The sequence below is a fragment of the Neptunicoccus cionae genome, assembly GCF_002860325.1.
Lineage (GTDB): Bacteria > Pseudomonadota > Alphaproteobacteria > Rhodobacterales > Rhodobacteraceae > Amylibacter > Amylibacter lutimaris.
This window is the reverse complement of sequence record NZ_PKOJ01000007.1, coordinates 138,280-160,636: the sequence shown is the minus strand read 5'-3', so window position 1 is coordinate 160,636 and position 22,357 is coordinate 138,280. Positions and strand designations below refer to the sequence as shown.

22 protein-coding genes are annotated in these 22,357 nt (G+C 56.4%); 9 read left to right on the top strand and 13 right to left on the bottom strand.

The features are described 5' to 3' along the window. Window positions 1-2: 2 nt before the first annotated feature. The 6 genes from C0U40_RS15915 to C0U40_RS15890 all read right to left on the bottom strand — a co-directional run bounded on the left by C0U40_RS15915 (window position 3) and on the right by C0U40_RS15890 (window position 5,672). On the bottom strand, window positions 3-500 hold the full coding sequence (locus tag C0U40_RS15915; protein WP_101656797.1) for a YIP1 family protein: 498 nt from the start codon (window positions 498-500) through the stop codon (window positions 3-5). Then, window positions 500-1,774 (bottom strand): SufB/SufD family protein, encoded by a 1,275-nt coding sequence (locus tag C0U40_RS15910; protein ID WP_101656796.1) that lies wholly within the window; start codon window positions 1,772-1,774, stop codon window positions 500-502. The genes C0U40_RS15915 and C0U40_RS15910 overlap by 1 nt, the downstream gene beginning before the upstream one ends. After that, window positions 1,775-2,530, bottom strand: a complete 756-nt coding sequence (sufC, locus tag C0U40_RS15905; protein WP_101656795.1) for a Fe-S cluster assembly ATPase SufC — start codon at window positions 2,528-2,530, stop codon at window positions 1,775-1,777. It abuts the gene before it with no gap. A gap of 68 nt (window positions 2,531-2,598) precedes the next feature. Next, window positions 2,599-4,110: a Fe-S cluster assembly protein SufB gene (sufB, locus tag C0U40_RS15900; protein ID WP_101656794.1), complete on the bottom strand. Its 1,512-nt coding sequence runs from the start codon at window positions 4,108-4,110 to the stop codon at window positions 2,599-2,601. A 30-nt stretch (window positions 4,111-4,140) separates the two neighbouring features. Continuing rightward, entirely contained in the window at window positions 4,141-5,184 is a 1,044-nt protein-coding gene (locus tag C0U40_RS15895; protein WP_101656793.1) for a cysteine desulfurase family protein, read from the bottom strand. Continuing rightward, window positions 5,181-5,672 carry an Rrf2 family transcriptional regulator gene (locus C0U40_RS15890; RefSeq protein ID WP_101656792.1) on the bottom strand — a complete coding sequence of 164 codons (492 nt, stop codon included), beginning with the start codon at window positions 5,670-5,672 and terminating at the stop codon, window positions 5,181-5,183. The genes C0U40_RS15895 and C0U40_RS15890 overlap by 4 nt, the downstream gene beginning before the upstream one ends. 194 nt (window positions 5,673-5,866) lie before the next feature. On the opposite strand from C0U40_RS15890, the gene C0U40_RS15885 reads away from it, so the two are divergent. Further along, window positions 5,867-6,520: an alpha/beta hydrolase gene (locus C0U40_RS15885; RefSeq protein WP_101656791.1), complete on the top strand. Its 654-nt coding sequence runs from the start codon at window positions 5,867-5,869 to the stop codon at window positions 6,518-6,520. 100 nt (window positions 6,521-6,620) lie between these two features. On the opposite strand, the gene C0U40_RS15880 is transcribed toward C0U40_RS15885, so the two are convergent. Continuing rightward, window positions 6,621-7,721, bottom strand: coding sequence for an anhydro-N-acetylmuramic acid kinase (locus C0U40_RS15880; RefSeq protein WP_286135042.1), 1,101 nt, complete (start codon window positions 7,719-7,721; stop codon window positions 6,621-6,623). Between the two features lie 71 nt (window positions 7,722-7,792). Between C0U40_RS15880 and tyrS the strand changes: the two genes are divergently transcribed. Both tyrS and C0U40_RS15870 read left to right on the top strand, forming a co-directional pair. Continuing rightward, window positions 7,793-9,046, top strand: coding sequence for a tyrosine--tRNA ligase (gene tyrS, locus C0U40_RS15875; protein WP_101656790.1), 1,254 nt, complete (start codon window positions 7,793-7,795; stop codon window positions 9,044-9,046). Window positions 9,047-9,069: 23 nt separating this feature from the next. Then, complete coding sequence (locus C0U40_RS15870; RefSeq protein ID WP_101656789.1) at window positions 9,070-10,176, top strand: class I SAM-dependent methyltransferase; 1,107 nt, start codon at window positions 9,070-9,072, stop codon at window positions 10,174-10,176. A gap of 79 nt (window positions 10,177-10,255) precedes the next feature. On the opposite strand, the gene C0U40_RS15865 is transcribed toward C0U40_RS15870, so the two are convergent. From C0U40_RS15865 to C0U40_RS15845, 5 genes are all read right to left on the bottom strand, one after another. Then, a complete protein-coding gene (locus C0U40_RS15865) occupies window positions 10,256-10,834 on the bottom strand; it encodes a peptidylprolyl isomerase (protein WP_101656788.1) in 579 nt (192 codons plus the stop codon). Further along, window positions 10,834-11,340 carry a peptidylprolyl isomerase gene (locus C0U40_RS15860; RefSeq protein WP_069301654.1) on the bottom strand — a complete coding sequence of 169 codons (507 nt, stop codon included), beginning with the start codon at window positions 11,338-11,340 and terminating at the stop codon, window positions 10,834-10,836. Before C0U40_RS15860 ends, C0U40_RS15865 begins: the two co-directional genes overlap by 1 nt. A gap of 93 nt (window positions 11,341-11,433) precedes the next feature. Next, on the bottom strand, window positions 11,434-11,925 hold the full coding sequence (gene coaD / locus C0U40_RS15855) for a pantetheine-phosphate adenylyltransferase (RefSeq protein WP_101656787.1): 492 nt from the start codon (window positions 11,923-11,925) through the stop codon (window positions 11,434-11,436). Window positions 11,926-12,069: 144 nt separating this feature from the next. Further along, window positions 12,070-12,504 (bottom strand): CBS domain-containing protein, encoded by a 435-nt coding sequence (locus C0U40_RS15850; RefSeq protein ID WP_101656786.1) that lies wholly within the window; start codon window positions 12,502-12,504, stop codon window positions 12,070-12,072. Between the two features lie 56 nt (window positions 12,505-12,560). Continuing rightward, a complete protein-coding gene (locus C0U40_RS15845; protein ID WP_286135041.1) occupies window positions 12,561-13,466 on the bottom strand; it encodes a LysR family transcriptional regulator in 906 nt (301 codons plus the stop codon). A 157-nt stretch (window positions 13,467-13,623) separates the two neighbouring features. Between C0U40_RS15845 and C0U40_RS15840 the strand changes: the two genes are divergently transcribed. From C0U40_RS15840 to C0U40_RS15815, 6 genes are all read left to right on the top strand, one after another. Further along, entirely contained in the window at window positions 13,624-15,123 is a 1,500-nt protein-coding gene (locus C0U40_RS15840; RefSeq protein ID WP_101656785.1) for a CoA-acylating methylmalonate-semialdehyde dehydrogenase, read from the top strand. Between the two features lie 181 nt (window positions 15,124-15,304). Beyond that, the gene (locus C0U40_RS15835) at window positions 15,305-16,450 is read left to right on the top strand and encodes an acyl-CoA dehydrogenase family protein (RefSeq protein WP_101656784.1); all 1,146 of its coding nucleotides are present in this window, start codon (window positions 15,305-15,307) and stop codon (window positions 16,448-16,450) included. Next, the gene (locus C0U40_RS15830; protein WP_101656783.1) at window positions 16,450-17,472 is read left to right on the top strand and encodes an enoyl-CoA hydratase/isomerase family protein; all 1,023 of its coding nucleotides are present in this window, start codon (window positions 16,450-16,452) and stop codon (window positions 17,470-17,472) included. The genes C0U40_RS15835 and C0U40_RS15830 overlap by 1 nt, the downstream gene beginning before the upstream one ends. A gap of 9 nt (window positions 17,473-17,481) precedes the next feature. Next, window positions 17,482-18,354 carry a 3-hydroxyisobutyrate dehydrogenase gene (gene mmsB / locus C0U40_RS15825; RefSeq protein ID WP_101656782.1) on the top strand — a complete coding sequence of 291 codons (873 nt, stop codon included), beginning with the start codon at window positions 17,482-17,484 and terminating at the stop codon, window positions 18,352-18,354. 81 nt (window positions 18,355-18,435) lie between these two features. Then, window positions 18,436-18,696: a hypothetical protein gene (locus tag C0U40_RS15820; RefSeq protein ID WP_101656781.1), complete on the top strand. Its 261-nt coding sequence runs from the start codon at window positions 18,436-18,438 to the stop codon at window positions 18,694-18,696. A gap of 154 nt (window positions 18,697-18,850) precedes the next feature. Beyond that, a complete protein-coding gene (locus C0U40_RS15815; RefSeq protein ID WP_101656780.1) occupies window positions 18,851-19,312 on the top strand; it encodes a hypothetical protein in 462 nt (153 codons plus the stop codon). 82 nt (window positions 19,313-19,394) lie between these two features. Here the strand turns inward: C0U40_RS15815 and uvrA are convergent, their stop codons facing one another. After that, the gene (gene uvrA, locus C0U40_RS15810) at window positions 19,395-22,253 is read right to left on the bottom strand and encodes an excinuclease ABC subunit UvrA (protein ID WP_101656779.1); all 2,859 of its coding nucleotides are present in this window, start codon (window positions 22,251-22,253) and stop codon (window positions 19,395-19,397) included. Between the last annotated feature and the right edge of the window lie 104 nt (window positions 22,254-22,357).

The window sequence follows — 22,357 nt, the reverse complement described above, 5'->3', positions numbered from 1 at the left end:
AATCAGGCCGTGACCCTGCGGGGAAATTCAATTGTTGCAAGACATAAGGCCCATTGCCAGCAGAAGACCACAGCCGTCAGCAGTGTGGCAACCAAAAAAACCGAAGGGGGGGCAAAGACTTTGGAAGCGCCGCTGATTAGCACCAGTGGTGATGCAACCAGCGCCGCCCACATCAATGCAAGACGCGCTTCCTGCCATGTCGCCTGCCCGCCAAACAGGCGCAAAACCAGATGGGACAAGGCGGCAATGATATAAAGGAACAGCGGCCCCATGATCACGGATGACACAAACAACGTTGCAAAGCGTGCCCGCATCATTGCCGGATCATCCTCTGCCAGAAAGGAAATCGCGGCCAGATCCGGCATCCGGGACACGTAATTCAACAGGCAGGCGGTAAACCCCAGCATAAGAATACGGGGTTCCGTCATAATGGACACCTGATGGGCCATTTCGCGGCGCGGCCCGCGATAGGCCGCGCCAATATCTGCCAGCAGCGACATCAGCTGTGCCGCCGCGCCATCCAGCCCTGAAGCAGGCTGCGCAGGTCGTCGGCCAGTGCCTCGTCTTCCACTTCGTCGATGGCTTCACCAAGGAAGGCAAGAGTCAGCATGTCCTGCGCCTCTTTATGGGGAATCCCGCGGGAGGTGAGGTAAAACAAGGCTGTGTCGTCGATCGCTCCAACGGTAGAACCGTGGGAACAGGCCACATCATCGGCGTAGATTTCCAGCTCCGGTTTGGCCTGAAAGGTGGAATTTTCGTCCAGTAACAAACCTTGGCTGATCTGGTAGCCGTCGGTTTTCTGGGCATCCGGTTTCACCAGAATCTTGCCCTGAAATACTCCGACTGCACCGTTGCGCAGAACCTTCTTGAACACCTGACGGCTTTCACAGTTCACCGCATCATGGGTGATGAAAACGGTGTCATCGTGATGGAACGCCCCATCCCCCGCACAGGCACCGGCCACTGTGGCATGGGCATTGTCGCCGGTAAATTCGATGATCGCATCATTTCGTGTCAGGATGCCGTTCACAGTAAGAGTGAAAGACTTAAAGCTGCTTTCAGTACCAAGGCGCGCGAAGATATGGGTGGCGGTGCGGCGTTCGTGATCCCGCCCTTGGGCGCGCACATGATGAAACGCTGCGCTATCCGCAACTTCGACTTCCATAACCGCATTGATCCGCGCCGCAGCAGGGCCGTTTTCCAGCACCGTCAGATCCGCCCCTTCGTCGAGCTTGATCGTGTGATGGATCACCGCGTCGGATGTTTCGCTTTCGTGCAGATAGATAAAGCTGATCGGCTTGGCCGCTTTACCTGTCGCACGGATCACGAAACCCTGTTCGGACACGGCAGTATTATAGGACGCCAGCGGACGGGACACAGGGTTCTGGCCCCTGCCCTCAAGCACGCCGTAGACCGAACCGGCCCAGTGAATATCCTTCTGCGCTGCATCTGCCAGCGTTTCGATTTCAACACCGGCCAGTTCGAGCGCGTCTGATTGCGCCGCGTCATAGACGCCATCCACAAACACGATCTTTACCGCATCCACCCCGTCAAACGGCAGGGCTTCGTCGCTTTTGAAAATCGCAGCAGGAGTTGCTTCCGGTGCGGTCAGCGTTGTCGGGTCGGTATACTTCCAGTATTCATCCCGACGATGGGGCAAACCTGTTTCCGACAGCAGATCAGCGGCGGTCTGACGGGCCGTGGTGGCCCATTTACCGCCATCCGGCACAGTAATAGAGGGCACAACGCCCTTGTTTTTCAGCTTGGCAGACATTTAGGCCACCTCTGCCAGAATGTCGGCGTAACCGTTGTTTTCAACTTCCAGTGCCAGCTCCGGACCGCCCGTCTTCACGATCTTGCCGTCTGCCATAATGTGCACCACATCCGGTTTGATGTGGTCCAGCAGCCGTTGGTAGTGAGTGATCACAAGGAAAGAGCGACCGGCATCACGCAGGGCGTTCACACCTTCCGCCACGAGCTTCATCGCGTCCACATCTAGACCGGAGTCGGTTTCGTCGAGAATGCACATCTTCGGTTCCAGCATCGCCATTTGCAGGATCTCGTTGCGCTTCTTCTCACCACCCGAGAAGCCGACATTAACGGGGCGTTTCAGCATATCCGCGTCGATTTTCAGGGATTTTGCTTTTTCACGAACCACTTTTAGAAACTCTGCCGCGCTCAGTTCTTCTTCGCCACGGGCCTTGCGCTGTGCATTCACGGCCGTCCGCAGGAAGGTCATGTTTCCGACGCCGGGAATTTCAACAGGGTATTGGAAGGCCAGAAACAAACCGGCTGCCGCGCGTTCTTCCGGTTCCATATCCAGAATGTCCACGCCTTCCAGTTCCGCTGAACCGTCGGTCACTTCGTACCCGTCCTTACCGGAGAGAACATAAGACAGAGTCGATTTGCCAGAGCCGTTCGGCCCCATGATCGCATGAACCTTGCCGGTTTCCACAGTCAGGTTCACACCTTTGAGGATTTGCTTGTCTTCTTCTTCAAGACCGACGTGCAGGTTTTTGATTTCCAACATTTTATTATCCTTGATTGTAGCAGTGCCGCCCCGCAGGTACGGCGAATTTCGTGGGGTTGGCAGGCTGTTTAGCCCACCGATCCTTCCAGAGAGATGGCAACCAGCGCCTGTGCTTCCATGGCAAATTCCATAGGCAGGGCCTGCAACACGTCCTTACAGAACCCGTTGACAACCAGCGCCACGGCTTCTTCTTCGTCCATGCCCCGCTGGCGGCAGTAGAACAGTTGTTCGTCGTCAACTTTGGAGGTGGTCGCTTCGTGCTCGACCCGCGCGGAGTTATTCTTCACTTCAATGTAGGGCACTGTATGCGCACCACATTTGTCCCCGATCAGAAGGCTGTCACACTGGGTATAGTTCCGCGCGTTCTGTGCCTTGGGATGCATGGAGACCAGCCCGCGATAGGTATTTTGCGCCTTGCCTGCGCTGATCCCTTTGGAGACAATCCGGCTCTTGGTGTTTTTACCCAGATGGATCATTTTCGTGCCGGTATCGGCCTGCTGCATGTTGTTTGCGATGGCGATGGAATAGAACTCACCCTGACTGTCGTCGCCCCGCAGGATGCAGGACGGATATTTCCACGTCACGGCAGAACCTGTTTCGACTTGGGTCCACATCACTTTAGAACGGTCGCCACGGCAATCGGCCCGTTTGGTCACAAAGTTGTAGATACCGCCCTTGCCTTCTTCATCACCGGGGAACCAGTTCTGAACGGTGGAATATTTGATTTCTGCATCTTCCAGCAGCACCAGTTCTACAACAGCTGCGTGCAACTGGGCGATGTCCCGTTGGGGTGCAGTACAGCCTTCGAGGTAGGACACATAAGCGCCCTTTTCCGCGATGATCAGCGTGCGTTCGAACTGGCCGGTGTTTTCAGCGTTGATGCGGAAATAGGTGGACAGTTCCATCGGGCATTTGGTGCCTTCGGGGATGTATACAAAAGACCCGTCCGAGAATACGGCAGAGTTCAGCGTGGCGTAGTAGTTGTCAGATTGCGGCACCACAGAACCGAGGTATTTCTTCACCAGTTCGGGGTGATCCTGAATGGCTTCTGAAATCGAACAGAAGATCACACCGGCCTTGGCCAGTTCATCCTTGAAGGTCGTGCCGACGGAAACGCTATCAAACACCGCATCCACAGCCACGCGACGGTCGCCTTCGGGCGCTTCCACACCTGCGAGAAGCGCTTGCTCTTTCAATGGAATGCCCAGTTTTGCGTAGGTTTCCAATAGCTTGGGGTCAACATCGTCCAGAGACTTCGGCTTCTCGGCCATGGATTTCGGGCGGGCGTAGTAGTACTGGTCCTGAAAATCGATTTCAGGGTAATCCACCATCGCCCAATCGGGTTCTTCCATCTGCAACCAGCGGCGATAGGCGGCCAGACGCCATTCCAGCATCCATTCCGGCTCTTTGTTCTTCTCCGAAATCAGGCGCACGATGTCTTCGTTCAACCCTTTCGGGGCGTATTCGATTTCAATGTCTGTCTCAAAACCGTATTTGTATTTTCCACCCACGGATTGAACCGCATCTACGGTTTCCTGATCGACACCTTCTTTGACTTGTACGTCGTCTAAAGCAGCCATGTTGCTGTCCTCATTGTTTTTTGCCCGCCGCTAGGCTGCGCGGGCTTTGAATTTCCTGTATTGGGCCAGCCAAGCTTCGGCAAACCCCATCACTTCGTCGCGGGTGGTGGCGGGGCCAAAGCTGACCCTGATCGCAGAACTTGCGGTCGTATCGTCAAAGCCCATGGCCTTCAACACCCGACTTTGCTTTACCTTGCCACTGGAACAGGCTGATCCCGCAGAAATGGCATATCCTGCCAGATCCATCTGCATGACCTGCGTTTCACCCTTCCAGCCCGCAACAGCGATACAACTGGTGTTCGGCAGCCGCTGCGTGGTTCTTCCGATGATATCGGCATCGGGCGCTTCATCGGCAAGACGGGCTTCCAATTCATCACGCAGAATTGCGACCTGTTCCCACAAACCACTGTCCAGATCCCGCTGCGCCGCTTCCGCCGCTGCACCGAAACCGGCGATACCGATCACATTCTCCGTGCCTGAACGCCGCCCCTGCTCCTGACCGCCGCCCTTGATCAACGCCGGAACCTCCTGCCCCTGTTGCAGCACGACCGCGCCGATGCCCTTCGGGCCGCCGATCTTGTGGGCTGACAGCAGCGCCGCTTGCGCGCCGGACCATTCAAAGGCAAAGGGTATCTTGCCAAAGGCCTGAACCGCATCACATAGCGCAATATTTTCGAACCCGCCCTGCAGGATACCGGTTTCGCTGTTGGCGGCCTGAAGGGCTGAATTTTCCGGCGATTCAACCGCAATCCTGCCTTGCCCGTCGACCGGCAGGTTCGGATCACACCAGGCATGAACCGCATCATGTTCTGTGGCGCCGCAGCTGATCTCGCGGCCGTTCAGAACCAGCGCAGCCCCTTCGGTGGCACCGGAGGTAAACACCAGATCACCGGACCCGACGCCAAAAGCGGCTTTAATCTGCACCCGCGCACGCTCAACAATAGCCAGCGCCTTGCGCCCTTCGGCGTGGACGCTTGACGGGTTTCCCACAGCATCCATCGCCGCGAGCATTGCGCTGCGGGCTTCGTCCCTCAATGGGGCCGTCGCATTCCAGTCCAGATACACCCGGGTCATTTTGCTTCGACCTGACTTTCCGGCTCCAAATTCTCGTCGACGAGTTGGAACAGGGATGGAACCGCCGGACAGGGAGCCATCTGGTTGGTGATGATATCGCTCAGACGGGCCTGATGCAAAAAGACATAGACATGTGCTGACAGGCTCTCCCAGAACCTGTTCGACAGGCTTTGCGCTCTCGATCCGGATGATGCACCGGAGGCGCCGGCACCTTTGCTCAGCGCATCCATTGATTCATCTACAGCTTCTAGGATTGTCGTCACGCGGATCGCATCAGCCGATTCTGCCAGACGATAGCCGCCACCGGGACCGCGCACGCTCTCGACAATGCCAGCACGGCGCAGTTTTACGAACAACTGTTCCAGATAGGCCAGTGAGATGTCCTGGCGGCCCGCGATTTCCCCGAGCGAGACCAGCCCGCCCTTGGATTCCAGAGCCAAGTCAACCAAGGCAATCAGGGCATATCTGCCTTTTGTACTGAGTTTCACGGCCGTTCCACCATTGCAAGTGTTGACGCGCGGGATATGAGGCCTTAACTCCTGTTCAGCTTGGAGTGCGGCCACCGCGCCCAATTTAGAATTGTTCTAGGTTTTCCGAGGGGAATAGTCAACCATGTCTCTGGCATGTAAAAGACAACACCATCATACGGAAAACCCTGCCCCAACGGAGCCTGTTTGCACCTATGCCTGAAGTAATTTTTCCCGGACCAGACGGTCGTTTGGAAGGCCGCTACCATCCGCAGAAGCAAAAAGATGCGCCGATTGCGATCATCCTGCATCCGCATCCCCAGTTTGGCGGCACGATGAATAACAAGGTTGTCTACAACCTGCATTACGCATTCCACAAAATGGGCTTTACGGTCCTGCGGTTCAATTTCCGCGGTGTTGGCAAAAGTCAGGGTGAATACGATCAAGGCGTTGGGGAACTGTCAGATGCAGCTTCCGCGCTCGACTACCTGCAAGCAATGAACCCCAATGCCAAACATTGCTGGGTCGCCGGATTCTCTTTCGGCGCATGGATCGGCATGCAACTGCTGATGCGTCGCCCCGAAATCTCGGGATTTATCAGCGTATCACCTCCTGCGAATATGTATGATTTCTCATTCCTCGCACCCTGCCCTGCCTCCGGTCTGATTATCAACGGATCGGGCGATCGTGTGGCACCACCTGCCGATACGGTGGATCTGGTGGAAAAACTGCACGAGCAAAAAGGCATCACCATCACCCACGAGGTTCTGGAAGGTGCGGGTCACTTCTTTGAAAACGATCATATGGATACGATGATCAACACAGTTGACGGCTATGTCCGCCGTCGCCTGACAGAGACAACCCGTTAAACCGCGCGTCACCTAGAGATTTCCCTAAAGCCGCTGCCTTTGCGGCTTTAGGATGCCCCGCTCCGCTCGGGGGATATTTTTCCCAAAAAGAGATGCAGGTTTAGGGTTGGCTGTACCGTCCGCCAGTGGCCGGAGCCGTGCAACCCGTTGTGGCGGGTGCTGAAAGAGGCAGTCCCCTTTTGCTCCGGACTGCGAGATAGGCAAAGGCCTGTGCCTCAAGCATATCGCCGTCGAGCCCGAGTTCTCCGATAGAGTCTACCTGTCCGGTAAGTCGCTTGGACAGCTCCTGCATCATCACCGGATTGGACGCACCACCACCGCAGACGTACCAGTTTTGCGGTTGCAGGGTCAGATGGCTCTGGTTTGCAGCAACACAGGCAGCGGGCAGAGCCGTGAGCGTTGCCGCTGCATCCGCGTCACCCAGCCTGTCTACAAGCTCCAGCACATCGTGAAAATCGTGTCGATCCAGTGACTTGGGCGGTTTTTGTGCGAAAAAAGACCGCTGGAATACGCGCGTGAGAACAGTTTCGTCAACGTTGCCGGCGGCAGCCAGCGCCCCGTCTTCGTCGAAACCCTGCCCCAGCCGCGCAGTCATCAGATCGTTCAACGGCGCATTTGCAGGGCCGGTGTCAAAGGCCATCAACGCGCCTGTTGTCTCAGGCGATGGTTTGGAGGGATCAACCACCGTGACGTTGCCCACCCCGCCAAGATTAAGAAACGCCGCAGACGCGGTAAGTCCGGCCCATTTCGCACAGGCGAAGTGGAAAAAAGGCGCCAGCGGTGCGCCCTGCCCGCCCATGACCATATCGTTGCTGCGAAAATCCCAAACTGTCGGGATACCGCTGCGCTGCGCCAGATCATCCCCGTCGCCAAGCTGGAACGTGCGTCCGTTTTCGGGATCATGGTTAAGCGTCTGACCATGAAAACCCACCAGATCAATATCTTCGAATTCCCCTATCAGATCGGCGTGTGCGGTCTGGATGACCTCCAGCGCAGCCTGTAACACCTCGGGCTGTTCCCCCGGCCACAACCCTTGCGCGGCGCGCAAAGTATCGGCTTCGGTCTCGGTGAACGGGCGAAAGGCGCTTTCTCCGAAGTCCTGTATCCCGACGCCGTCAGTGGTCAGAACCGCCCCGTCCACACCATCCATAGAGGTGCCCGACATCAACCCAAGCGCACGGATCGGTTTAAAATCTGCCAATGGTCTTTCCTTTCCCCGGCCAACCGTTATACGTGGCCGCTCAATTTCCTAGCAAAGAAAGACAAAGACCGATGACTTACAAGCCCAAATCAGAGTTTCTGCACGTGATGCAGAGCCGGGGCTTCTTACAGGACTGCACAGACCTGGAGGGGCTCGACGACCGCCTGCTCAAAGGTATCGTGCCGGCCTATATCGGCTTTGATGCCACTGCAAAATCCCTGCATGTTGGCAGTCTGATCCAGATCATGATGTTCCGCTGGTTGCAAAAAACCGGCAACAAACCCCTTGTCCTGATGGGCGGCGGCACCACGAAAGTGGGCGATCCGTCTTTCCGTGCGGACGAGCGCCCTTTGCTGACGGATGATCAGATCGACGCCAACATTGCGGGAATCAAACAGGTGTTTTCGTCTTATGTGACCTTCGGGGACGGCGACACCGATGCGATGATGCTGAACAATGCGGAATGGCTGGACGGGTTGAATTACCTTGAATTCCTGCGCGACATCGGGCGGCATTTCTCGGTGAACCGGATGCTGTCTTTTGAAAGCGTGAAAAGCCGGATTGACCGGGAGCAGAGCCTCTCGTTCCTCGAGTTCAACTACATGATTCTGCAAGCTTATGACTTTATGGAACTGAACCGGCGCTACGGGTGTGTTCTGCAAATGGGCGGTTCGGACCAGTGGGGTAATATCGTGAACGGTATCGACCTGACCCGTCGTGTGATCTCGAACGAGGTTTACGGGTTAACCACCCCGCTTCTGACCACATCTGATGGTAAGAAGATGGGGAAAACTGCTGACGGGGCGATCTGGCTCAATCCTGCGATGCGCTCCCCTTATGAATTCTGGCAGTTCTGGCGCAATACCACGGATGCGGATGTGGGACGGTTCCTGAAGCTCTACACCGAAATGCCTCTGGATGAATGCGACCGTCTGGGCGCGCTGCAAGGCAGCGAGATCAACGAGGCGAAGTCGATTCTGGCCAATGCCGTAACCACACTGGCGCACGGTGCGGACGCGGCTGCGACAGCGGAAGCAACGGCGCGGGAAGTGTTCGAAAAAGGCGGTGTCGGGGACGACCTGCCAACCGTCACATTCTCAGCGGCGGATGTCGGGGACGGTATCTCTATTGTGCAACTGCTGGTCAAATCCGGCCTGAGCGGTTCGGGCAAGGAAGCCAAACGCCTGATCGCGGATGGTGGGGCAAAGCTGGACGATGAAGCGCTGAGCGATGCGGGTCTTGTCATTTCCGCTGACAAATTGCGCGGGTCTGTTAAGCTTTCTGCCGGAAAGAAACGTCACGCACTGGCCCGCCTCAAGGACTAACGGGCCAGCATCAGGAGAAGGCCATGCCCCCGACAGAACGCCCGCAGGACCTGCACCGGAAAACGGAGCGGGCCTGCACGGCGGCACGGGGGCATGCGCAGGGTCTTGGCGACGAGTTGCAAAAACCCGCCAGCGACCGTAACCCCGAAATAATCGAATCCCGTTTTGCGGCGCTGGCCAAACTGCGTGCAGAGCTGGTCCGACTGGTTCGGGACAGGGCGTTGTTCCTTGGATCGGAAGACTTCAAAAAGTTACCGCTTGCCGAGCGCAGGGCGGCAAAAGACACGGCAGTTTTCGGGGCGGACCCCAAACGGATGCTTGAGGTCTGGAACCGGATCATGCGGGCAACGCGGCTTTGTGCCGAAACTGCCCCAAGCCCGCTTTACGGGGAACCCCTGCCAGACGGTTCTGCCCTAGCGCAACGACTGGCTGCGCTGGACGGTTTTCTGGTGCGGATGCACGAATTTGTTAGCCCACGCGACCAGCAGGACGAAACCTCTGAAAGTATGGGTCTGTTCAAGGACATCCCGTTGCCGGTTTCTGTCTTTGGTGCGCACCTCCACGCCGCCTATCGTGTGTGTCTGGCAAAAGACCTGTCTGCGCCGGTCCGGTTTCTAGATGTGGGCTGTGGGGGTGGCACCAAGGTTTTGCTTGCGCGGGAATATTTCGGCTGTGCCGATGGGCTGGAATACGACCCGAATTACGAAGCTGCCGCTCGCAAGCTGATGCAGTCGGTTGCGCCGCCGTCCTGCAATATCCATCGGGGCGATGCGCTAACCTTTGAACGTTACAACGATTATGATGTAATCTACTTCTACCAGCCCATCGCCAATCCGGAACTCCTGATAGAACTGGAACGCCATATCTGTAGCACGGCGCGGCCGGGAACAGTTCTGATCGCCCCCTACGAAGGTTTTCTCCAACGATACAAAGATTATAACTGCGGCTATGTCAGCGGCCGGATCTGGCTTTCGGGAACATCCCAGCAGCAGGCGGATGCCTTGCGCATTAAAGCCGAGTGTATGGGATCGGTTCTGGTGCCTGACCGTGCGGATTGGGTAACACAGGCGGGGGTACTGCAACCCCTCTGCGCGGCATTGTATAAAAACGGGTTCTACGTGGAGAAGTGAAGGCTGTTTCTGTGTGTATTCAGGCAGATCACACAGCCACCTAGTGTAGCGGGCGCCCCATAAAAGGGGCGCACCGGAATTATTCGATATCGGCCTTGATGCGGACCGTTTCCATATAGTCGGGCTCTGCCACGGCACCATTGGCGGATTGATCGCCTTTTTTGATGCTGTCTACCACGTCCTGCCCCGAAAGCACTTTACCAACAACCGTATACTGGCCGTTCAGGAAAGGAGCCGGTGCAAACATGATGAAGAACTGGGAGTTAGCCGAGTTCGGGTCTTGCGAACGGGCCATGCCAACCACACCGGTTTCATACTCGATGTCCGAAAACTCTGCCGGAAGGTCGGGGAACGCCGAACCACCAATGCCGGCATAGCGCAGGTTGAAGCCTTCACGCTGGCCGTGCTCAACATCGCCGGTTTGGGCCATGAAATCGGGAATCACACGGTGGAACACCACATCGTCATAGAGACCGTCACGGGTCAGCCGTTTGATCCGCTCTACATGGCGCGGGGCAACCTCTGGCAACAGTTCGATCTCGACTGTGCCGCTGGTCTCGCCCGCAACTTCGATGACGAGGATATTCTCATCCTCGGCGGCGAACAGCGGTGCGGCGGCAAGGGTTGCCACCGCCAGAAGCGTTTTAAACAGCCGCATTATACGTCTGCCGCCACTTTGACGGAAATCATCTGATCCGGCTGCGCAGGTGGCTCGCCCCGTGTGATCGCGTCAACATGTTCCATGCCTTCAATGACCTGACCGTAAACGGTGTACTGACCGTTCAGGAAGTCATTGTCGCTGAAGTTGATAAAGAATTGGGAGTTCGCACTGTCAGGGTTCTGGCTGCGGGCAGCACCGATAGAACCGCGTGCGTGAGGAACCTTGGAGAATTCAGCCGGAACGTTTGGCAGGTCAGAACCACCGGTCCCTGCCATGCGCAGGTTGAAGTCGTTATTTGCATTGCCGTTTTTCACGTCGCCGGTTTGCGCCATGAAGCCGTCGATCACGCGGTGAAATACAACGCCGTCATACTGGCCGCTGCGGGCGAGCTCTTTCATGCGTGCAACGTGTTGGGGTGCAACATCGGGGAGCAAGTCGATTTTTACATCGCCGTCTTTCAGTTTGATGATGATACCGTTTTCGGGATCTTTGAAATCAGCCATTCGGGCCTCCGCAGTTTGATTTTGCGGCACCCTAATAGATGAAAATCCCAAGGGAAAGAGCGGTTTCACCCCCTGCCCGTTAAATTGGCAGGATCACGCGTATTTTTCGCGCACAGCGGCAGCCACATCTTTGGGGACGAAACCATCGATATCGCCGCCGAGACGGGCGATTTCCTTGACAAGTTTCGAGGCAATAGACTGGTGCTGCGCCTCGGCCATAAGAAACACGGTTTCGATGTCGTCGTTCATAGCGCGGTTCATACCGACCATCTGGAATTCATATTCGAAATCCGAAACCGCCCGCAATCCGCGAATAATTACCGAGGCTCCAACTTCCTGCGCGCAGTGGATCAGCAGGTTTTCGAACGGATGGACGACAATCTCCACACCCATATCCCGTGCAATGTCTCCGCAGGTGGCTTCTACCATTGCAACCCGCTCTTCCAACGTAAACAAAGGGCCCTTGTCGCGGTTGATGGCAACCCCGATCACAAGCCGGTCAACCAGAGAGCAGGACCGTCTGAAAATATCCAGATGGCCGTGAGTGACGGGATCGAAGGTGCCGGGATAGAGTCCTGTGCGCATGGATTAGGCCTTTTTTCGCGTTAGTCCCACATTGGATGATCTGTGGTCCTGAAAAATGCAAGATAAAACGTGGCGTTACAAAGTTGCGCCAGTGAACAGGCGGCCAGCCCGCCGGACTGGCCTGTTTGAATGTCAGGCTGCGCTTTAGCGGCCCATGATCATGTCTTGCATGGCGTTCTTTTCAGAACTGACCTCTGCAAGGCGGGCGCTGACAATATCCCCGATAGAAACGATCCCCACCATCGCATTATCCTCCATCACAGGCATGTGGCGGAAGCGCTTGTCTGTCATGGTTTGCAGAACGCTCTCGGCTGTTTCCGCAGGCGTTGTGGTTATAATGTCCGAGGTCATCAGATCGCCCACCACATCAGACATGCAGCTGCCGCCCCGTTTACCCAGTTCCCGAACGATGTCCCGTTCTGACAGAATTCCCAACACATCCGATCCGGTTTTGGACACCACCAATGCCCCGATTCCGTAAGTGGACAGCAGGTTTGCCGCCTCGCTTACCTTGTCATCGGGTTTCACAGTGGCAATCTTTCCCGCAGATTTTCCGGCAAGGATCTGTTTGATCAACATGGGCGTAACCTCCTCTTAACTCAGAATTCAATCGTGCGTTGCGCAGGCTCGTTCTGTCAAGCCGCAGCTTGCAATCGCTTGATCTCCTGCCGGATTTTTCCCGTTAGCAGCTGCGCGACACGGTTCAACCGTTCCACCCGCCGGTCATCACTGTGACGCACCAGATAGAATGAACGGGTCAGGGAAATCTGGTCCGTCAGGATACGCTCGACCTCGGGGAATGTGGGGATGGCGAAATCGTGTACAATACAAACACCGGCGCCGCGCCGCGCCCAGTTCATCTGCACCGAAAAGCTGTTTGACGTCAGCGGTGCACGAATGGCCTCGCCCATTTCGCCCATATAGTCGAGTTCATCGTCGAAAATCAGATCGTTAATATAGCCGATAAGCCGGTGATCTTTCAGATCGGCTTTGTCCCTGATTTGCGAGTGACTGGCGAGGTAGTCTTTCGTCGCCGCTAGGTGAAGTGTGTAGTCCGAAATCTTCTGGACGCTCAACCGCCCTGTTTTTGGAGGCGAGACAGTAATCGCCATGTCAGCCTCCCGCTTTGACAGGTTTAGCACACGCGGAACCGCAAGAATTTGCATGTCGAGCCCGGGGTTCTCGTCACAAATCTCGGCGCAAACCTGTGGCAACAGAAAATTTGCCGCCCCGTCCGGTGCACCGATCCGGATAGAACCGGACAGGGTGTCGTCCTGATCTTCCACCTCCCCTTGAGCAGAGCGAACGGCCAGTTCCATCTGCTCGACATGTGCCAGCAGGCGCTGCCCCCGCTCCGTCAGATGATAGCCTTGCGGGCTTCTGGCGAACAGCCGCGCGCCCATGCCTTCTTCCAGCCGTGCAATCCGGCGGGACAGGGTTGCAGGGTCCATTCGCAGAACCTTTGCACCGGCGGTCAGGCTTTCGGCCTGCGCTACGTGAAAGAACACTTTCAAATCGTCCCAGTTCGTATCTTTTGCCACGGCGTGTTTCCCTTTTTCGCATCACGGCAAAGACGTAGCACAGGCCTGATCATTTTGCAAAAATGCAAAATGGTCTTGGTGATTAACCTATAGACCGTGCAATTTTGCGGGGTTAATCTCTGCGCAACTGTTTTGAAACACTTACGGGAGATCGAATATGGAACAGATCGGACACTACATCAACGGCGAGCATGTTGCAGGCACCAGCGGTCGTACCGCAGATGTTTACAACCCCGCCACAGGTGAAGTTCAGGCGCAGGTCGCACTGGCCAGCAACGATGAGATGGCGAAAGCTGTCGAAATCGCAAAAGCCGCGCAACCCGCATGGGCTGCCAAGAACCCGCAGGTTCGCGCCCGTGTGATGATGAAAATGGTTTCCCTGCTGCACCGCGACATGGACAAACTGGCCGAAACCCTGTCCCGTGAGCACGGCAAAACCTTCCCCGATGCCAAAGGTGACGTGATCCGTGGTCTGGAAGTTGTGGAATACTGTATTGGCGCGCCGCAACTGCTTAAGGGTGAATTCACCGACGGCGCAGGTCCGGGCATTGACATGTATTCCATGAAACAGGCTCTGGGCGTAACGGCGGGTATCACCCCGTTCAACTTCCCTGCCATGATCCCCATGTGGATGTTTGCGCCTGCAATTGCCTGCGGCAACGCCTTTATCCTGAAGCCGTCCGAACGTGATCCTTCTGTTCCGATGATGCTGGCGGCCCTGATGGAAGAAGCCGGTCTGCCCAAGGGCATCATTCAGGTGGTGAACGGCGACAAGGAAGCGGTTGATGCGATCCTTGACAATGACGTAATCCAGTCCGTGGGCTTTGTTGGCTCCACCCCGATTGCCGAATACATCTACGGTCGCGGGTGTTCCAACGGCAAACGGGTCCAGTGCTTTGGCGGCGCAAAAAACCACATGATCATCATGCCGGATGCCGACATGGATCAGGCGGTTGATGCGTTGATCGGTGCCGGTTACGGCGCTGCCGGCGAACGCTGCATGGCGATTTCCGTTGCTGTTCCTGTTGGCGATGAAACGGCCGACCGTCTGATTGAGAAACTGGCCCCACGGGTCGAAGCGCTAAAAATCGGGCCTTATACAGCAGGCGACGACGTAGACTTCGGTCCGGTTGTCACGGCTGCTGCAAAAGAGAACATCCTCGGGCTGGTGGAAACCGGCGTGAAAGACGGGGCCGATCTGGTGGTTGATGGCCGCAACTTCAGCCTGCAAGGTTATGAGGATGGATTCTTTGTGGGTGCCTGCCTGTTTGACAATGTCACAACAGATATGGACATCTACAAGAAAGAGATCTTCGGTCCGGTTCTGTCCACCGTACGGGCGCAATCCTATGAAGAGGCCCTTGGCATTGCGATGGACCACGAATACGGCAACGGCACCGCGATTTTCACCCGTGACGGTGACACAGCGCGTGACTTTGCCAACCGGATCAACATCGGCATGGTTGGCGTGAACGTGCCAATCCCCGTGCCTTTGGCCTATCACACCTTTGGCGGCTGGAAGAAATCTGCCTTTGGCGACCTGAACCAGCACGGACCGGATGCGTTCAAATTCTACACACGCACCAAAACCGTAACCTCCCGCTGGCCTTCGGGCACCAAAGAAGGGGCGGATTTCTCTATCCCGACTATGGAATAAACAGACTAAAATCGGGCGGGGTTATTCCCCGCCCTTTTTGTGCAGAGCACGGGGGGAGCCGGCACTGGGCCGCGAAATAACGTCAGGAAATTCAAGAAATTTCCGGTTTCTTTCCCCTTGCAAAACTTTTGTAACAATTGAAAGTTAACGCACGTTCAATTCCCCAAAACCGGAGCCTTTCATGGATTTTGCCCTGAGCGAAGAACAAACCGCAATTTTTGATATGGCCTATGCCTTCGGGCAGGAAAAGATCGCCCCTTATGCCCAGCAATGGGAAAAAGACGGTACAATCCCTAAAGATCTCTGGCGCGAGGTCGGCGAGCTCGGCTTTGGCGGGCTTTATGTCTCGGAAGACTCCGGTGGCGCCGGTCTGACCCGTCTTGATGCGACGCTCGTGTTTGAGGCACTGGCCATGGCCTGCCCCTCTGTCGGATCGTTCTTGTCGATCCACAACATGGTTGGCGGCATGATCGACAAGTTCGGCACGGCCGAGCAGAAAGCCAAATGGCTACCCGACCTGACATCGCTCAACAAGGTGTTTTCCTACTGCCTGACCGAACCCGGTTCCGGTTCCGACGCCAGCGCCCTGCGCACCAAAGCAGTACGCACCAACGAAGGCTACACGCTGAACGGTACCAAGGCGTTTATCTCCGGCGGCGGCTATTCGGACGCCTATATCGTGATGTGCCGCACCGGCGAGGATGGCCCCAAGGGTATTTCGGCAGTTGTCGTGGAAAACGGGGCGGAAGGTCTGTCTTTTGGCGCCCTTGAGGATAAAATGGGCTGGCGCGCGCAACCCACCAGCGAAGTCCAGTTTGACGATTGCAAGATCGCCGCGGACAATCTGATCGGCGAGGAAGGCCGCGGCTTTGCTTATGCTATGAACGGATTGGACGGCGGACGATTGAACATCTCCGCAGGGGCGCTCGGGGGCGCGCAGGCTGCACTGACTGCGGCATTGAACTACACCGGAGAGCGCAAGGCCTTCGGAAAGACCATCGACCAGTTTCAGGCCCTGCAGTTCAAACTGGCGGATATGGAAATCGAACTTCAGGCCGCCCGCGTTTTCCTGCGTCAGGCTGCATGGAAGCTCGATAACAGTGCTCCGGATGCTTCCAAACACTGCGCTATGGCCAAACGGTTTGTCACCGACACCGCCTTCAAAGTCGCCAATGACGCTCTGCAATTGCACGGCGGCTACGGCTATCTGGCGGATTACGGGATGGAGAAACTGGTCCGTGACTTGCGGGTACATCAGATCCTTGAAGGCACCAACGAAATCATGCGCCTGATCACCGCCCGTCACCTTCTGGCGGAGCGCGACTAATGGATATTCATATTCGCAAGGAAGGTCAGGCCGGTCGCATCACACTGCAGCGTCCGAAAGCTCTGAACGCGCTAACCTATCAGATGTGTCTGGATATCGAAGCCGCGCTGGACGACTGGCGGGATGACAGCGACGTCTCTCTGGTGATCATCGACGCGGAGGGCGACAAGGCCTTTTGTGCCGGTGGTGACATCCAGAAACTCTACGACACCGCAAGCGCGGGTGATCACGACTATGGCCGCCAGTTCTGGCGCGATGAATACCGCCTGAACGAGAAGATTTTCAACTACCCCAAACCCTATATCGCCTTCATGCAAGGCTTCACTATGGGCGGCGGTGTTGGCGTCTCCTGTCACGGCTCCCACCGGATCGTGTGTGAAAACAGCCAGATTGCCATGCCCGAATGCGGCATCGGGCTCGTGCCTGATGTGGGTGGCTCCCTGATCCTCGCCCGCGCCCCCGGACGGCTTGGCGAATATCTTGGAACGACCGGAGAGCGCATGGACGCGGGCAACGCCATTTATGCTGGCTTTGCCGACAGTTTCATCCCGCGTGACGACTGGCCCGCGCTTATCGAAAAACTTGCCAACTCCGGCGATGTAGGCGCGATTGAACGGGCCGCTCGCCCTGCCCCGTCCCCGTCCTTGCAAGGGAAACAGGCAGAGATTGACCATCATTTCGCATGGGAAGCTGTGACAGATATTCTGGACTCCCTCAATCGGGATGGTTCGGAATTTGCGCAGAACACCATCGCCACCCTTCGCAAGAAAAGCCCGATCTCCGTTTGCTGCACCCCGATCATTGTCCAGAGGGTACGCACCGGAAACACGATCGAACGCGCGCTGAAAGAGGAATTCCAGTTCACATTCCGCGCCGCCGAACACGGGGATTTTGTTGAAGGCATCAAAGGCACGATTATTGACCGGTCACATACCCCGGTCTGGACCCGCCCCGATCTGGAATCGGTGACGGAAGCGGATGTGGAGCGTATGCTCAAACCGCTCAACACAGAACAGCTGTAGGAGGAAGCAATGAAAATCGGATTTATCGGACTGGGCAATATGGGTGGCCCGATGGCAGCCAATCTTGCAGCGGCGGGCCATCAGGTCCAGGGCTTTGATCTGGCAGCGGAGATGCCCGAAGGCGTGACCAAAGCGGACAGCGCGACAGCGGCAGCACAGGACAAGGACGCGGTGATCACCATGCTGCCCAATGGCAAGATCCTTAGCGATGTTGCCAGCGAGATTATCGAGGTAATGGGCAAAGGCACCGCGTTTATCGACTGTTCCACCGTAGACGTGGATTCTGCCCGTCAGGTGGCCGAGGCCGCTACGGCTTTTGGCCTGCTGGCCGTGGACGCGCCAGTATCAGGGGGCGTTGGTGGTGCAACGGATGGTACGCTGACCTTTATGGCCGGCGGCTCTGCCGAAGCTTTCGCCAAGGCCGAACCCCTGTTCGAAATCATGGGACAGAAAGCCGTGCATTGCGGGGACAGTGGCGCCGGACAAGCCGCGAAAATCTGCAACAATATGATCCTTGGGATCACCATGATCGGCACCTGCGAAGCCTTTGCCCTTGCCGACAAGCTCGGCCTCGACCGCCAGAAAATGTTTGATGTTGTGTCCACATCCTCCGGCTACAGCTGGAGCATGAACGCCTATTGCCCCGCCCCCGGTGTCGGACCGGAATCTCCTGCGGATCGCGGCTATCGTCCGGGCTTTGCCTCGGAACTGATGCTCAAGGATTTGCGGCTCTCCCAACAGGCGGCTGAATCCTCGAATGCTGATACTCCGCTCGGCCAGCACGCGATGGAGCTTTACCAGAAGTTCGTTGAAGAAGAAGACGGAAACGGCAAGGATTTCTCTGCCATGCTGCCCCGCTTTGAAAAACGCGGACGCGGTTAAATAAAATAAGTCGCACATCCTGCGACTGAAAAATCTTTCGGGGACGTATCATCTGTACAAACGCCCCCGAAAGGAAAAACCATGCGTAAACTCTCAATGATTGCCTTGCTCGCTGCCGGACTGAGCCTGCCCCTAACTGCGACCGCGCAATCCCGCTACACCCAGAACGACAGACCCGTTGTCGAAGTTGTTCAGAAAAAGGGTCAAAACAAGCAGATCGTTTCACAGGGCCATGCCCGTCACGGAAATGTCGGCCCCGACCGGCGTGGTGGTCTCCAGCCGGAACTCATCGCGATTTCTGCCATAGCAGTTCTTGCAGCAATAGGCCTGCAGCATCGCTGAATGGCCTTCTGGAAAGTACGGCGGACCACCTGGCAGGGTCCCGCCGATGCACCGGTGTTTCGGCAATAGTCCGCCAAGCAGAAAAAGATTGCGAACTTTATCCCTCGGCTCCGCGTTGAACTCCCGATAGACCGCACAAGCGAAAGGAAATCCGATGCGTAAAACGACAACCACCCTGATTGCCGCCGCCGTTGCGATGATGCCGGTCATTGCCGAAGCGAAAAAAGACGACCACAAAAAGGTCGAGAAACGGATCGAAAAGGCCCATAAAGAGCACCAAAAGGCTCATAAGAAAGCTCACAAGGCTCAGGAAAAAGCCTATAAAGCACAGGCAAAAGCCAACAAGGAATGGCGTAAGGCCCATGGCGACAGAGACCACGTCTATGTGACCACTGTCCCACGTACAAAAGTGATCGAAAAAACGACTGTACACCAGCACGTCTACCGTGACGGCGACCTGATCCAGAGCAACTACGAACGGGTCAGAAACCCTGAAATATATGGTTTGAACCCGAACTTTCCTTACTACCTCGCCGGTGACCGCATCTACCGGATGGACCCTGACACACTTAAGGTGGTGGCTATGATCGGCTTGGCCGCCGACCTTCTGAACTGATAGCCGGGCTTTTTAAGTAAAACGGGGGCTTCCACCGCGAAGCCCCCGTTTCAATGTTCCCAAAACACTCCCGCCGGAGGCGTTATTCCGCCGCGACGCGACTGATCCCCAGCATATCTGCAAGATACCGACCCGTGTGGCTTGCCTCTACCTGCGCGACCTCTTCCGGCGTACCTGTGGCGACAATCTCGCCACCGCCGTCGCCACCTTCGGGGCCGATGTCGATGATGTGATCCGCCGTTTTGATCACGTCGAGGTTGTGTTCGATTACCAGCACCGAATTCCCCTGATCCACCAGTTCATGCAGCACTTCCAGCAGCTTGCGCACATCTTCGAAATGCAGGCCTGTGGTGGGTTCGTCCAGAATATAAAGCGTCCGTCCGGTTGACCGTTTTGACAGTTCCTTGGACAGTTTCACCCGCTGCGCTTCACCACCCGATAGGGTCGTCGCCTGCTGGCCCACTTTGATATAGCCCAGCCCGACCCGCAGCAGTGCTGTCATCTTGTCGCGAATGGCAGGCACCGCTTGGAAAAAAGTTTCAGCATCCTCGACGGTCATATCAAGAACGTCAGCAATGCTTTTGCCCTTGAACAGGACTTCCAGCGTTTCGCGGTTGTAGCGTTTTCCGTTGCAGCTTTCGCAGGTCACATAGACATCCGGCAGGAAGTGCATTTCGATCTTGATCACTCCGTCACCCTGACAGGCTTCACAGCGCCCCCCCTTCACGTTGAAGGAAAACCGCCCCGGCTTGTATCCCCGCGCTTTGGCTTCGGGCAATCCGGCAAACCATTCACGGATCGGGGTAAAGGCCCCCGTATAAGTCGCAGGGTTGGAGCGTGGTGTGCGCCCGATGGCCCGCTGGTCGATGTCGATCACCTTGTCGAGATATTGCAATCCCTTGATCGCCTCACAGGGGGCCGGTGTCTGTTTCGCGCCGTTCAGGCGCATGGAGGCGGTTTTGAACAGGGTTTCGATGGTTAGCGTGGATTTCCCGCCGCCTGAAACGCCGGTTACGCAGCAAAAAGTGCCCAGCGGATAGCTGGCGGTAACATTCTTCAGGTTGTTGCCCGTCGCCCCTTCCACCACCAATGACTTGCCGTTGCCCTTGCGCCGTTCGGCAGGAACAGGAATGCTGCGCTTCCCGGTAAGATACTGGCCGGTGATGGATTTTTTATTTTTCGCAATTTGGGCGGGCGTTCCCTTGGCGATAATTTCCCCGCCATGCACGCCAGCACCGGGACCGATATCCAGAACATAGTCCGCCTCTCGGATGGCTTCCTCGTCATGTTCGACGACAATCACTGTATTGCCTTGATCCCGAAGGTTTTTCAGCGTGGTCAACAGCCGGTCATTATCCCGCTGGTGCAGACCAATCGACGGTTCATCAAGCACATAGAGCACCCCCGTCAGGCCGGAGCCGATCTGGCTCGCCAGCCGGATGCGCTGGCTTTCGCCGCCCGAGAGCGTGCCAGAATTGCGTGACAGGGTCAGATAGTTCAGACCCACATTCACCAGAAAGCCCAACCGCTCGCGGATTTCCTTGAGAATGGCACGGGCGATCTCGTTTTTCTGAGCTGAAAGTTCCGCAGGGATTCCATCCACCCAGTCATGCGCCTCGGCAATGGACATTTCCACCACCTGCCCCACATGCAGCCCGCCGATTTTCACCGCCAGCGCTTCGGGGCGCAAACGGTAACCGTCACAAACACCACAATGGCGATTGTTCTGATAGCGTTCGAACTCTTCGCGGATCCAGTTGCTGTCCGTCTCGCGGTAGCGGCGTTCCATATTGGGAATCACGCCTTCGAAAGCGCGGGACACTTCATACACACGGCCGCCTTCGTCATAGCGGAATTTGATTTCCTCATCCCCTGAACCATGCAGCATAAGCTGTTGCACATGGGCTGGCAGTTCACGCCAGGGCAGGTCCTTGTCAAATTCGTAATGCCGCGCAATGGCCTCGATCGTCTGGCGGAAATAGGGGGATTTCCCCTTCGCCCAAGGCGCAAGCGCCCCTTTATACAGAGACAAAGACGGGTCCGGCACGACCAAACGTTCATCAAAGAACAATTCCACACCCAGCCCGTCACATTCCGGACAAGCGCCGAAAGGCGCGTTGAAAGAGAACAGCCGCGGTTCGATCTCAGGGATAGTGAAGCCGCTGACAGGACAGGCGAATTTTTCAGAGAACGTGTAACGCTCCGGCTCTCCTTCTTTCGGGGCCGTTTCGAGAATTGCGATACCGTCTGCCAGATCCAGTGCAGTGCGCAAACTGTCCGCAAGCCGCGTTTCCAGCCCTTCCTTCACAACGATCCGGTCGACCACCACGTCAATGTTGTGGCGGAACTTCTTATCCAGCACGGGCGGCGAATCCAGATCGTGGAATTCACCATTTACCTTGACCCGCTGGAAGCCGGTTTTCTTCAGCTCGGCAAACTCCTTGCGGTATTCACCCTTGCGATCCCGCACAATCGGCGCCAGCAAATAGGCCCGCGTGCCCTCTTCCATCAGCATCACCCGGTCCACCATTTCAGACACTTGTTGTGCCTCAATCGGCAAACCGGTGGCTGGTGAATAAGGTGTGCCGACGCGGGCAAACAGCAGCCGCATATAGTCGTAAATCTCTGTCACGGTACCCACGGTGGAGCGCGGGTTCTTGGACGTGGTTTTCTGTTCGATGGAAATGGCAGGAGACAGACCGGAGATGTGATCCACATCCGGTTTCTGCATCATATCCAGAAATTGCCGCGCATAAGCCGAAAGCGATTCTACATACCGGCGCTGGCCTTCTGCATAGATCGTGTCAAAGGCCAGAGAAGATTTCCCCGAGCCGGAAAGACCCGTGATAACAACCAACTGGTCACGCGGAATATCCACGTCAATGGACTTGAGGTTATGCTCTCGCGCGCCACGGATTTCGATATTTTTCAGTTCAGCCAATGCTCTGCCCTAACTTGCCGATCAGACCCGTCAATATCTAGGTCATCCGCAATGGATTGCCAACAGAAAAGCAGGAACATTATGTGAACACCAAGGGAACGCGA

What these genes read in the sequence shown, in the direction of transcription:
- C0U40_RS15910 (WP_101656796.1), bottom strand. Translation starts at nt 1,774, where the DNA reads ATGTCTGCCAAGCTGAAAAACAAGGGCGTTGTGCCCTCTATTACTGTG.
- C0U40_RS15865 (WP_101656788.1), bottom strand. Translation starts at nt 10,834, where the DNA reads ATGCGGCTGTTTAAAACGCTTCTGGCGGTGGCAACCCTTGCCGCCGCA.
- tyrS (WP_101656790.1), top strand. Translation starts at nt 7,793, where the DNA reads ATGACTTACAAGCCCAAATCAGAGTTTCTGCACGTGATGCAGAGCCGG.
- C0U40_RS15870 (WP_101656789.1), top strand. Translation starts at nt 9,070, where the DNA reads ATGCCCCCGACAGAACGCCCGCAGGACCTGCACCGGAAAACGGAGCGG.
- C0U40_RS15815 (WP_101656780.1), top strand. Translation starts at nt 18,851, where the DNA reads ATGCGTAAAACGACAACCACCCTGATTGCCGCCGCCGTTGCGATGATG.
- C0U40_RS15820 (WP_101656781.1), top strand. Translation starts at nt 18,436, where the DNA reads ATGCGTAAACTCTCAATGATTGCCTTGCTCGCTGCCGGACTGAGCCTG.
- sufB (WP_101656794.1), bottom strand. Translation starts at nt 4,110, where the DNA reads ATGGCTGCTTTAGACGACGTACAAGTCAAAGAAGGTGTCGATCAGGAA.
- C0U40_RS15885 (WP_101656791.1), top strand. Translation starts at nt 5,867, where the DNA reads ATGCCTGAAGTAATTTTTCCCGGACCAGACGGTCGTTTGGAAGGCCGC.
- C0U40_RS15840 (WP_101656785.1), top strand. Translation starts at nt 13,624, where the DNA reads ATGGAACAGATCGGACACTACATCAACGGCGAGCATGTTGCAGGCACC.
- C0U40_RS15915 (WP_101656797.1), bottom strand. Translation starts at nt 500, where the DNA reads ATGTCGCTGCTGGCAGATATTGGCGCGGCCTATCGCGGGCCGCGCCGC.
- C0U40_RS15895 (WP_101656793.1), bottom strand. Translation starts at nt 5,184, where the DNA reads ATGACCCGGGTGTATCTGGACTGGAATGCGACGGCCCCATTGAGGGAC.
- mmsB (WP_101656782.1), top strand. Translation starts at nt 17,482, where the DNA reads ATGAAAATCGGATTTATCGGACTGGGCAATATGGGTGGCCCGATGGCA.
- C0U40_RS15835 (WP_101656784.1), top strand. Translation starts at nt 15,305, where the DNA reads ATGGATTTTGCCCTGAGCGAAGAACAAACCGCAATTTTTGATATGGCC.
- C0U40_RS15850 (WP_101656786.1), bottom strand. Translation starts at nt 12,504, where the DNA reads ATGTTGATCAAACAGATCCTTGCCGGAAAATCTGCGGGAAAGATTGCC.
- coaD (WP_101656787.1), bottom strand. Translation starts at nt 11,925, where the DNA reads ATGCGCACAGGACTCTATCCCGGCACCTTCGATCCCGTCACTCACGGC.
- C0U40_RS15860 (WP_069301654.1), bottom strand. Translation starts at nt 11,340, where the DNA reads ATGGCTGATTTCAAAGATCCCGAAAACGGTATCATCATCAAACTGAAA.
- sufC (WP_101656795.1), bottom strand. Translation starts at nt 2,530, where the DNA reads ATGTTGGAAATCAAAAACCTGCACGTCGGTCTTGAAGAAGAAGACAAG.
- C0U40_RS15830 (WP_101656783.1), top strand. Translation starts at nt 16,450, where the DNA reads ATGGATATTCATATTCGCAAGGAAGGTCAGGCCGGTCGCATCACACTG.